The following is a 12983-nucleotide window of genomic DNA, read 5'->3' on the forward strand; positions in this document are numbered from 1 at the left end:
TGGAGAGCAGGTCCGCGCCCAGGTAGTCCCACTTCCCGATGATGCGGTCGTCCAGCCGGTCGTTGTCCTCGTCGATGAGCTCGCTGCGGCGCTCGGGAGGAATCGGCGTCCCGGCCAGGCGCCCCTTCAGGTAGAGGCCCGACAGGTCGACGATGCGCAGCCCGCCCGCGCCCACCATGTAGACGTGGTCGCCGATGGCCACCATGTCGCGAATCTCGCCCTGGAACGCCACCGAGGCGTCCGTGGGCTGGTCGAAGATGTACGCATCCTCGAGCACCGCGGGCGGAGCGCCGTCCTGGACCACCGACACGTCCACCGCCCCACGAAGCCCGTTGGGCGTGTACGCCTCCAGCCGCTTCATGCCCAGCACGCGCACGCGCAGCGCCGGCGTGGTGCCGAACAGCACCCGGACGGTGCCGCTGGTGGAGAAGCCGTTGCCCTCGAGCACCACCTTCGTGCCGCCCGACGACGGGCCGCGCCCCGGCGAAATCGAGACCAGCGACAGCGGCCGCGTGTAGATGAACGCACCCGCGCGTGTCAGCGAGGTGCCCGAGAGGTTGCGCACCTCGATGGCCACCGCGCCGTCCACCGTGGACACGGGCGTGCGCACGGTGACTTCGTTCGCCGAGAAGGACTGGATGTCCGCGGGGAGGCCGCCGATGCGGACCTCCAGGCCCGCCTCGAAGCCACGCCCCTTCAGCGTGACGAGCGTGCCACCCGCCACCGGGCCCTCGCGCGGCGAAATCGTGTCGACCACCACCTGCCGCGTCACGGTGTCCTTGGACGTCCGGAACTCGGTGACGAAGCGCCCGGGCATGAGCGAGCCGTCCGCGTCGTCGGCCTGGAGGCCGGAGATGATCAACCGATAGCGCGCATCTCCCGCGAGCGCGCTCACGGGGTCGATGACGAGCTTCTGGACGCCCTCCTCCACCGGCGTCCGGAGCTCCGTGGTGATCTCCTCACCCAGCGCGGAGCCATCCAGCGCGTACAGGCGCGCGTTCACCGACGACACGTTCCGGATGGGGACGTTGAGCTCGGCGACGAGCGTCTCCAGCGTGGACACGCCCAGCTCGGAAGCGGCCGGACGCATCGCGGTCACCATGGGGAACGGCACCGCGACGACGGCGAACCCGTCATTCGGCGTGGGCAGGTTCCTCGGCGAGAAGACGCCGTTGATGCTGGCCACGACCACGCCCCGGTCGATGCCCACGTCGGCGAGCGACGTCGCCGGCCACAGGTCCACCGCATCCACGGCGAGCGGAGCGTCGATTTCGGAGGCGGCCGACAGCTGGAGCACGCCCGCGCCGGCGTTCACGCCCAGGTGCGGCCCCAGCGCGGACTGGAAGAAGCGCGTGCCCACCAGGGACGGGATGGACGCCACCTTGCGCGGCAGTGTGGGCGGAGACAGCGACACCGTGGCCGCCGTCTCGAGCGAGGCGAGGCCCCGGCCCGAGTGGATGGCGAGGTCCCCCACGTCCGGCGTCTCTCCCACCACGGGGAAGCCCGGGCGCGCCAGGTCCACCGTCAGGGTGGCCGCGGCGTTCCCCAGCCGGGCCCGCAGCACCGCGTGGCGGCCGAGGATGCGCACCTGCTCGATGGAGGGCGTCTTGACGGTGCCGTTCATGACGAACGACCTCACGGCGCCCAGCAACATGGGGCGCAGCGGCTCCACCAGCGAGAACACCGCCAGGCCGCTGTCTCCCGCGGCCACGAGCGCCAGGTCATCCACCACCGCGACATCCAGCGCCTCGCCCTCGTAGGGCAGCGCCTGCACCAGCTTGGGCTCGGTCGGCTTGCTCACGTCCACCACGAGCAGCGACGGGCCACCCTCCCCCACCATGTCCACGTGGGTCAGCTCGGCCGCGTCGGCCGCCACGTACGCGATGGTTCCGCGCACGGTGAGCGCCTTCGGCTCGTAGGGCGGCGGGAACGAGACGCCGCCCATCATCCCGGCGTTCTCCGGCACGGAGACGTCGATGACCGACAGCGCGCCTTGCGTGCTGCGCTTGAGCACGTCGATGACGTCGACGCCCTGCTGGATGGACGCCTCGGAGAGCACGTAGGCCCGGCCCCCGGAGATGACGAGCGGCCCGGGGCGGCCCTGCGGCATCCGGTCCGACGGGCGGCCGTCCGTGCCATCGATGGAGGGCTGGTACCGGCCGATGCGCTTCGTCGTCGACAGGTTCGTGTAGAGGTATGCGCTCTCGGCCACCGCGAGCTGCCCGTCCGGGTTGGCGACGAAGACGTCCGCCGGACCGTAGCCGCCCTCGGGCGTCTCCACGAGCAGGCGGCCCGGCGACAGCACCGTGACGGAGCGCGCCGGGCGCCCCCGCGCCGTCTGCGAGCCCTGGCCCCGGAAGAAGACCTCCGCGCCGTGCTGGAAGCCCGCGCCGGACAGCTCCACCAACTGCCCGCCCGCCAGCGGCCCCGAGGCCGGCGAGGCATGGCTCACCTGGAGGATGTCCATGAAGATGAAGCCGCCCAGGAGGCTGCCCTGCAGCCCGCCCGGGTTGACCACCGTGACGCGAGCGGGGCCCTCCACCTGCTGCGGCGTGCGCGCGGTGAGGCGCGTGCCGGTCTCATCGACGGAGACCTCCGTCGCCTCCTCGTTGGAGAAGTACACGCGCGCGCCCTGCGCGAACCGCTCGCCGTGAATCGTCACGCGCGTGCCGCCATCCACCGGGCCCGCGCGAGGCACCACGCGCTCCACGCTGGGCAGCTCGCCCTCCGTCGTGCGCGTGCGGAAGCGCGAGAGGTAGCGCCGCTCCAGCGTCTGGCCGAAGGTGCTGCCCAGGCCCGCCTCCACCGCGATGGAGTGCTCCTTGCCGCGCGCCAGCTTCACGCCCGCGGGCAGCACCAGCTCCACGCGGAAGGCATCCGTCGCGCTCACGCGCACGTCGGCGGTCACCACGCGGCCGTTCAGCAGGCCCTCGCGCAGGATGACGCGCGACGCACTCACCGTGGCCGCGTCCACCGGCTGCGAGAAGCCGACCGACAACACCGGCGCCTCGAACGACACCTGCTCCGCGCCGTCCGCCGGGGTGACGTCCGTCACCAGGAAGCGCGGCAGGGTGAACTCCGCCACGCCCTGGTGACCGAAGAGCGTCATCGGCCCGCCGGACGTCATCTCCACGTCGCCCGCCGCGGGGACGTTGGCGCGCACGGACGTCGTCGTGACGCCCTCCGCGTCCACGATGGAGGCCGTGAGCAGGCCCTTCACCGGACGGTTCGTCGGGTCGATGAGCTGCACCGTCGACACCGACACGTTGCCCAGGCCGGACACGGAGCGCTGGCCGGTGGCCAGCAGGTCCGCGCGGCCCGGCGCGTGGGAAAGCAGCGACAGCACGCGCGGCGCGGCGCGCACGTCCACCACCGCCAGCGAGGCCGAGGCCCCCTGGCAGCCCACGTGGACGCGCTCGCCCACCACCGTCACCGTCTCCGCGCCACCCGGCACCGCCGCGTACCCCAGCTCACCGAGCTTCGGGTCCAGCAGGTCGAACACCCGCAGGCCGCTCGTCCCCGCGGCCACCAGCAGCTTGTCGCCGAGCACCGCCACGTCGCGCGCAGGCGCCGGCGTGGGCAGCGTCGTCACGCGCTGGGGGTAGTCGCGGTCCGACAGGTCCACCACCACCACGCCCGCGGCGCCGTTGGCCACGAAGGCCAGCTGCCCCGCCGCCACCACGCCGCCCACCTCGGGACCGGACAGCTCGATGCTGCCCTGCTGGAGGATGTGGGCCGCGTCATTCGTCTTGAACAGCACCAGCTCACCGTTGCGCGCCGCCGAGTCGTGGCGGACGCTGACCAGCGCCAGGCCGTCGTGGAACGCCGACGCCACCGGCGCGCCCTGCAGGGCATGTCCCACCAGGGCCGCCAGGGGGGCGTCCGTCACGCGGAAGAACTCCACGCCACGCGAGAAGGGCGCGCCCTTGGGCAGGCCCGTGGCGCCGACGATGCCCAGCCCCTCGCCGTCCACCGCCAGGGCGGACAGCCGCGTGCTCTCACCCGAGCCACCGAAGGGCTTGTAGGGCGCGCGGGAGGGCCGCATGCCGGCCTCCACCTGGACCACGGGCGTCGCCTTCGGGTTGCCCGACAGGTCGCTCGCGAGCGCATGGAGCGTGATGGCCTTGCCGGCCATCGGCGTGGGCACCAGCCACGAATAGCGGTACTGGGGCCGGTTCGCGCTGCTCGTCACCGGCACCACGGAGGCGCCGACCTGCTCGGACACCGGCTGGCCGGCGACGTTGGTGTAGGCCGCGTGGAAGGCGACCTCGTGGATGCCGGCGTTGTCCTCGGCGAAGGCGGACAGGAGCAGCGGGTCGCCTTCGGTGACGACGTCCAGGTGCGGCGGGTCCACCAGCTCCACCTCGGGAACGGTGGTGTCGGGGATGGTGCCCACCTTGCGCTCGGGCGTCTCCACCTCCTGCCCCGCCTTGTCCACCGCCACGGCCTTGATGAAGAACTCACGGCTGCCGCTGCCGATGGGCGCCACGAAGCTGCCCACGTAGGCATGGGGACGGCCGGGGATGCCCGCGGGCGTCAGCGCCGTGGCCACCTTGCGGCCGTCCACGAAGAACGACACCGCCTCGATGCCGCTGTCCACGTCGAAGGCGTTGGCCTCCAGCCGCAGCCGCGCGCCCGCGAAGACGGTGCCATCGGGCTCCGGCCGCGTCAGCTCCACCGTGGGGACCTGGTCCGCCACCACGCTGAACGCGATGGGCTCCGACTGCGTCGCCTGTCCGGCGGTGTCCACCGCGCGAGCGGCGATCCACAGCCGCTTGCCCACGTCCGCCGGGTCCGCCACGTGGATGTGCTCGAACGGGAGCTGGAAGCGGCGCCCCACCTCGGCCAGCTGGTCCCTGGCGGGCCCCACCAGGAACGTCACGTAGGACACCGCGACGTCGTCGCCCGTCTCGGTCGCGAAGGTGCTCGGCAGCTTCGCCACCACCTTGAACGGCGGGTTTCGCAGCGACACCGACGGCGGCTTGTCGTTGATGGCGCTCACGGTGACCACGTCCGACGAGGTCCGGTTGCTCAGGTCCACGGCCCGGGCGGTGAAGCGCAGCGGCACGCTCACCCCGGCCTCCGTCACCAGGTTCTTGGGCACCAGGTAGGAGAAGCGATACGGCGGCGCGGGGACCTGGGCCAGCTGCGTCTCCGCCCCGTCGCCCACCTTCACGAAGAACGTCACGCTCGCCACGCCCACGTTGTCCTCGGCGCGCGCCTCCACATCCATCCGCAGGCCGGACACCATCGCCGAGCCGTTCGCCGGGGACACCAGCTTCACCACCGGGTCCTGCGTGTCCGCCTTCGCCTGCACCGTCACTTCACGCGCCTGGACCGTCCTGCCCGACGAGTCCCGCGCGTTGGCGCGAATCGTCAGGTGACGCCCCGCCGAGCCATGCGGCAGCGGGACGCGGAAGGAGTACGGACGGGTGGCGCTGGCGAAGCGCAGCGGCCCCTCGACCCCGCCCTCCACGGTGACCTCCACGCGCTGGACCTCGACGTCGTCCTGCGCGGCCACCAGCACGGCGAAGTCGCGGCCCTCGGTGACGATGGCGCCATGCGCCGGCTGCGCGATGGCCACCGTGGGAGGCTGGTCGCCCACCACGGAGAGCACCACCGTCTGCGAGCTCACCTCGTGCCCGAAGCTGTCCACCGCGTGGCCGCGCAGGCGCAGGGTTCCCCCCGTCGACGCGGGCACGGGCACCAGGAAGCGGAACGGCGGCTGGTTCAGCGTGGCGACGGGCGCCGTCTGGTCATCCAGGTAGAGCGACACGGACGTGACGCCCACGTCGTCCTCCGCCGAGAGGATGACCGGCAGCGGGTTGTCCGCGACCACGGTGGTGCCATCCGACGGGGAGAGGATGGCCAGCGCGGGCTCGCGGTCCCTCACGATGTCGATCTGCTGGTACTCCAGCTCGCCCTGATTGCCGGAGACGTCACGGGCACGCGTGGCGATGAAGTACGGGACCAGGTCCAGGCCGCCCAGCTCCGAGAGCCTCGGCACGGAGTACTGGAAGGTCACCACCGGCGAGTACACGTCGAACGGCGAGCCGGGCAGCCCGTTCTCCGACGGGAAGCCTCCGGCGACGTGGATGAGCTTCAGACCCTCCGCGCTCGGGCCGGCGTAGATCTCCACCCGGTCCACGAAGGCGTTGTCGTGCGCCTGCACCTGGATGAGCACGGGCGTGTTCTCGATGACGTCGCGGCCCAGGCTGGGGCGCAGCACGTTCGCCACCGGCAGGGCCGTGTCCTCGGCGATGCGGATGCGCCGCTCGACGGAGGAGCGGTTGCCCTCCAGGTCACGAGCCTCGACGCGCAGCAGCACGTGGCTCTCCGTGCGCGCGGGGTCCAGGCGCACGAAGCCCGGGGGCAGCGACAGCAGCCCGCGGAAGATGCGGAAGCGGGAGATGTCCTCGGGCGCCACGCGCAGGGCCGCGAGCGTGTCGCGCACGGTGACGTCGGCGGCGACGGGGTTGCCCTCCGGGTCGAAGAGCGTGGGCACCACGGTGCCGTCGCGCTCGGCGAGCTGGAGCGCGGGCTTGCCGTTGACGAAGAACTCCACGCCCGTCACCTTCGTGTCGTCCGCGGCCAGCGCGCCCAGGCGCAGCTGGATGCTGCCTTCGACCAGGTAGGCATCCGCAGCGGGCTCCAGGAAGGCGAGCTGGGGCGCGCGCGGCCTGCGGCTCTCGATGACCAGCCGCGCGCTCTTCTCCTGGTTCGCCGTGTCCTTGACGGTGAGGGTCAACACGGTGGGCTGGCCATCGGCGCCCATGGGCGGCGTGAACTTCACGCTCAGCGACCTGCTGCCCGTCGCCGCCGGGGTGAAGGGCCGCGTATCGGGCAGGCCGTCTCCGTAGGTCGTGGTGACGGAGGCCACGCCCACGTCGTCCTTGACGGTGAAGTGCAGCGTCGCCTCCTTGCCCTGCAGGAGGCTGACGAAGCCGTTCTCCAGCTCCGCGCGGTGGATGGTCTCCCCCGTGGCCACCAGTCGATCCAGTTGGAGCGTCGGCGCGGCGTCGGGGACGATCTGCACGAACACCGGATGGGACACGGCGTCGTTGCCCGCGCGGTCCGTGACGAGCGCGTCGAGCTTGACGGGCCCCAGCGTCGTGCGCTGCAGGGTGAGCTCCACGTCCTGCGAGGTCCCCACCAGGAGGGTGTCGCCCTGGGGCTCACCGTTCACCAGCAGTTGGACCTTGGCCAGGCTCGCGTTGTCCGCGGCGCGCAGGCGCACCTTGAAGGGCTGGCCCGTCACCGCCGAGGCGCCCTCCCCCAAGCCGACGAAGGCCACCGTCGGGTCCACCGTGTCGGGCACCACCTTCAGGACGCGAGCGTCCTTCGCCACCACGCCCGCCGTGTCCACCGCGACGGTGGTGAGGCGCGCGTCCGTGGCCGTCCACGCCGCAGGGATGCGGAAGCCCGCCTGGCGCGCGCTCAGCTGCCCCGCCGTGAGCGTCGCGGACAGCGGGTCCACCGTCAGGCGCTGGCCCGCGGCGGCCACACGGACCTGGTGGGGCTGGCCGGACTGGTAGCGCAGCGCCAGCTCGGAGACGAGCACCGGGCGCGAGTCCCCACCGACGGCGTGCAGCGACACGAGGACCTGCTCCACCTCCACCGCGTTCTTCGGGAAGCCGAGGTCCACCTCGTACAGGTTGCCCGCGTCGAGCGTGAGCACGCGCGTCTGCGTCAAATCACCGGAGGGGAACAGGGCCTTGAAGGCCGCCAGCTCCGCCTGCGCCTCGGTCGACAGCTGCGTCTTCGGCCGCAGGTGGTAGGAGACGTGCGCCTGGGCACCGTGCGAGTCCGCGGCGACCTTCAGGCGGAGCTGCCCCGGGCCGTTGTCCGAGGGATGGGCCGCGTGCGGCGTGACGCGCACCGCGCCGTCCTCACCCGTCACCACGAAGGTGAACGGGGTGCCCGCCGACGTGCCGCTCCCGGGCTGGGCGCCGAAGGTGAGCGTCGCGCTCGACACCGCGTGGTTCGACAGCGAGAAGGGCACCTGCGGCGTGCCCGTGAGCAACGGGGCATCGAGCGCCAGGCCCGTGGCCGTCGCGGACTTCACCTCGGAGGTGGAGGCGACGAGCCACGCCGCGCGCAGCCCCACGTCATCCTGGAGCTCCATCGAGCCCGTGTAGCGCTGCTCCTCGATGAGGTCCCCGCTCGTGGGCGACACCCAGCGGACGACGGGCGCCGCGTCGGGCACCAGCAGGCACGAGTAGCCGGACACCGTGGTGCGGCCCAGCGTGTCCGTCGCCGTGGCCTCGAAGCTCACCGTGCGCGACGCGCCGCTCGTCAGCGTGGGCATCACGAACGGACCGCTCAAGCTCACCGAGGCCGCGGGCAGCGTCTCCGGTCGCTGCTCGAGCCCCTCGATGCCCTCGGGCTCCTCCAGGCCATCATCGAAGCTCATGGCGAGCGACTGCACCGCGCTGTCGTCGGACGCCTGCGCCTGGAGGGTGACCTCCGAACCGGACACGCACGTCTTCGCGTCGGGCACGCCTCGCAGCGAGATGCGCACCACCGGCGGCAGCTTGTCCTCGGGGGTGATGACTTCGAACTCGACCTTGGACGTGTCGGTGGGGTTGCCGGCCGGGTCATACGCGCGAGCCCAGACGACGTGCTTCTCGGGCGCGGTGTTGGACGGGTCCGTGCCGGTGCGCTGGACGGGAATCGTCCCCGAGTAGGTGCCCACGTAGCGCCGGCTGACGAGGATGTCGCCGGGGCCCTGCGGGTTGGGGGCGCGGACCTCCTCGAAGTCCTCGTGGCTTGCGCGCAGGTAGTCCTTCTGCGGCTCGGGCCGGATCTCGACACCGTCCAGCACCACGGCGACGCGCGAGACGCGCACGTCGTCGGAGACATCCACGCGCAGCCCCAGGCTGCTGCGGTTGGCGACCTGCAGGGGCTGCGTGGCCGTGCCGGGAATCGGCGACAGGAGCAGCGCGGTGGGGTGCTCCACGTCGTCGATGACGTCGAGCAGCACGTCCTCGTGGCCGAGCTGGGGCACGGGGCTCACGTCCTTGGCGACGACCCCCACCGAGCGCTCGGACGCGGGCGTCGTCGGCGTGACGATGGGCGCGCGCACCACCAGCTTCTGCTGGATGGCCGTGTTGACCGGACCGATGAACGGCTCCAGCGTCACACCGCCGGAGCGACCCGCGACGCTCGCCACGCCCTCGTCGTCGGACACGGTGAAGGTGATGGTGACGTCCTGGCCCTCCTTCACCACGGAGCTCGGCGCGGGCAGCATCAGGTTGACCACGGGCGCGGTGTTCTCCACCGCCTGGAGCACCAGCCGGCGCTCCGCGGAGCGGTCCCCGTCATCCACCACCTCCGCGCGCAGCCGCAGCGGATGGCCCGCGTACGCGGCCGGCACGTCCAGCTTCCACTTGAACACCTGGTACAGCCCCTCCTCCGTCCCGGCGTTGACGGAGCCCACCGGCGACTCGGGAGCGTCCGGGTTCTTGGGCTGGAGGGGGTCCTGGAGGAAGAGCCGGGCGTTCTTGACGTGGACGTTGTCCGTGGCGACCACGACGACATCCACGCTCCGGTTAGGACCCGCGAACACGCGCGTGCCCTCGGCGGGGCTCCGGAAGGCCACCATGGGCGGCTCTTCGTCCGCCTTCACGTCGAGCGTGAGGCTCACCGTCTTCGTGTTCTTCTCGTTGTTGCTGTCGGTGACCTCGGCCTCCAACCGCACGCTCCCCGCCGTCGAGGGCAGGCGCAGGTCGAAGCGGTACGGCGGCAGCGTGGCGACACCGGCGGAGTGGCGCGTGGCGCCGCGGTACTCGAAGAGCTCCACCCTGGAAACGGCGACGTCGTCCTCGGCGTGGAGGACGATGGGGACGATCGTGTTCGCGGTGCCGACGAAGCCGGGGCTCGGACTGAGGAACTCCACGGTGGGCGGAAGGTCCCCCTGGAGGGTGACGGTGTGGCTCACCTCGTCGTGATTGTCCGAGGTGTCGTAGGCGCGCGCGGTGAGCTTGAGGCTCGTCTTGGGGACCGTGCCGTCGAAGAAGTGCTCGGTGGGGATGACGGTGTAGCTGATGAACGAGCCGGGCACGCCCGCGTTGTCGCCGGGTGAGGTGTCGGTGAAGACGGGCGTGTTGAGCTCCTCGCCCAGGAAGAGCTCCACGCGTTTGGCGCCCACGTCGTCGAAGCCGGCGATGGTGACGAGCAGCCCCTGCGAGTTGGGCACCTTCACCAGGTGCTGCGGCGTGAGGATGTTCACCTTGGGCTTGTTGAGGTCCGGGCGAATCACCACGTCCACGTGGTGGCTCTCCCGCTCGTGCCCCTGGGCGTCGCGGGCGGTCGCGATGAGGCGATAGGTGGTGGCCGTCGTCACCACGGACGTGCGCCACGTCACCCGGTAGGGCGGCACGGAGGACTGGCCCACGGGCACGCCGTTCACCTTCCACGTCACCTGCGGCGCCTCGCCGCTGTCATCCGAGGCGGCGGCGGTGAGGAGCACCTGCGTGCCCCCCACGTACGAATCCGTGAAGGTGGGCGTCTGGATGGCCACGTTGGGAGGGCCGTCCTGCACGACGACGGCCTCGAAGCCGACGCGGCGCTCGAGCCCGCCGTGGTCGATGGCTTGAATCTCCACGCGAGGCCGACTGCCCGCGGAGCCCGCGGGCGGCGTCCACAGGAGCCGGAAGTTCTGCGAGCCCTGCGCGGTGCCGCCCTGCCCTCCTTCGTCCAGCCGCGTGGTGGCCACGGCGTTGCCGTTGACCAGCAGCGCCACCTTGACGCCGAAGGACAGCGCGTCGTCCCCCACGGTGCCCTCGACGGCGAGCGGCACCTTCTCCGTCACCTCCACCGTGCTGCCCAGCGGGGCGCGGCGGGTGATGAGCGGAGGCGCGTTGCCGACGATGCGCACGAGGACGGCGGAGCCCTCCGCGGTGGCGCCATGGCGGTCCACGGCGATGGCCTTGATGGAGGCGCCCGTGCCCGCGCTGCCCGGCGGCGGCACGTAGCTCACCTCCCACAACGGGACGGCGACGATCTCCTGCGGCACCTTGTCGGGGATGGGGCGCAGCTCGATGCGGGCCGTGGACGACGCGCCCACGGGGGCCCCGTCCACGGTGAAGCGCACCACCTGGAAGTCCAGCGGGGACAGCGTGCCGGACGTCCAGGCGCCGCTCGTCACGCGGAGGATGTGCGGGATTCCCTCGATGAGGTTCGCGCCGGAGACGGGCTGCTCGTAGACGACCTGTCGGGTGCTCGGGCCCGGGGGCGCCGTCACCTTGACCTGGAGCACGGCCGGCGTGGACTCCTGGTCACCGGAGTCCACGGCGATGGCGGACAGCTTGAAGGTCGCCCCCACGTTCGGCGGAGCCTGGATGCGCAGGGTGTACGGCGCGGTGTCGTCGATGACGGTGGGCACGCCGTTGACGAGGAAGCTGACGTGCTTGACGGCCACGTCGTCGGAGGCCACGGCGCGCAGCTCCACGCTGGCGCCGGCGGCGATGGAGGTGGGGCCGGACAGGCGCACCGAGGGGACGCCGTCCTTCGCCTCGACGCGGCGGGTGTCCGTCCACGACTCGTTCTCCGAGGTGAGGTGGGTGGCGGTGATGGTGGCGCTGCCGGGGGCGAGCGAGGTGACCTTGCCCTCGGAGCTGACGGCGACGATGGCCGGGTGCGAGGAGCTCCAGGTGGTGCGCAGGGTGCTCGGGGTCAGGTCGATGACGCGGCCGGTGACGGGGTGGTCCAGGCGGCCCTGCAGCTGGAGCTGGAGGCTGTCCTTCACGCGCGCGAGCGTGACGGTGTCGGGGAGGATGCTCACGCCAGCGATGCGCGAGGGGTCCGTGACGATGACGGGGACCTCGCGGGTGCGCTCGGCGTACGTCACCTTGATGGTGGCCTCGCCCTGCGCGAGCGCGATGACCTCACCGGACTGGGTGACGGCGACGACGGCGGGCTTGCTGGACTCGTAGAGGACGCCGCGGCGGCCGCCGGAGAGGTCCGCCTGTCCGGCGACGGCGAAGTTGCCGAAGACCTTGAGGTCCTCGCGCTGGCCCACCTGCTCCAGCAGGAGCGAGCTGGGCTGGACGGTGATGTCGACGAGCGGGTCGAAGGACGTGGAGCTGGTGAACTCGACGGCGGAGGTGTGGACGGTGCGGCCGAAGGGGTCCTGGAGGGCGACGTCGGCGATGACGACGCCGTCGGGGGGCAGCCTTCCGTCGGTGGTGGGGATGAAGAAGCTGATGCGGCCGGGGGTGGCGACATGGGGACGGCCGACCAGCCGGCGCGCGGTGACGAAGGCCTGGGCCTCGGCCTCGCCGAGGTCACCGTGCACGGTGCGCAGGGCGAGCGCGGAGGCGCCCATCATGGAGAGCTCGGCGGAGGCGACCTGGCCGGTGTAGGCGACCTGCAGGACGATGCCGCCCGCGGTGGCGTCGGAGCGGACGGTGACGGGCGTGGCGGCGAAGCCGGGCGGGCTGCCCTTGGCGTTGAAGGTGGTGACGAAGGGGGTGCCCGGAACGGAGTCGGACCCGATGGGCGTGGCGGTGACCTTCACGGCGCCGTCGTCGGGGAAGGCGACCTTGAGGGGCACGAGCACGTGGAAGGGCACGGCGCCCGCGAAGTCACGCTCGACCCGGAGGTTGGAGGTGGCGACGAAGGAGCCGTGGGAGTCCGAGGTGCCCTCGAGGGTGACGAGGACCTGGGAGACCTGTTGCTCGATGTCGAAGCCGATCTCGACACTCTGGGCGCCGGGGCGCAGAGGCGCGAGGGGATAGGCCGCCGTCACCACGGGGGGCTCCGCCCGGGCCACCAGAGCGAACCCCAGACACAGCACCGTGAGCACCGCGCGAACACCGCTCCAACCCTGACTGTTCACAGCCCCTCCCACCGACGAACCACGAACTCCGGAACCCCCACCTGCACGCCGCCCACTTCCCGACAATCGAGACGCACCTACCCACATACGGGGCCACCCATTAATTGAGGTCGTCAGGCCTTCCGCTTTCCCTCACGGGAGC

General features: G+C 72.0%; 1 protein-coding gene (cut by a window edge). It reads right to left on the reverse strand.

The annotated features are described in order from the left end of the window. On the reverse strand, window positions 1–12841 hold the beginning of the coding sequence (locus tag K8625_RS44190; RefSeq protein ID WP_370641936.1) for an Ig-like domain-containing protein. It extends 19238 nt beyond the left edge of the window; 12841 of the gene's 32079 nt are visible here — the first part of the coding sequence; the start codon lies at window positions 12839–12841; the stop codon falls past the left edge of the window. Window positions 12842–12983: the final 142 nt, after the last annotated feature.

Source organism: Myxococcus sp. AS-1-15 (genome assembly GCF_020037055.1).
GTDB lineage: Bacteria > Myxococcota > Myxococcia > Myxococcales > Myxococcaceae > Myxococcus > Myxococcus fulvus.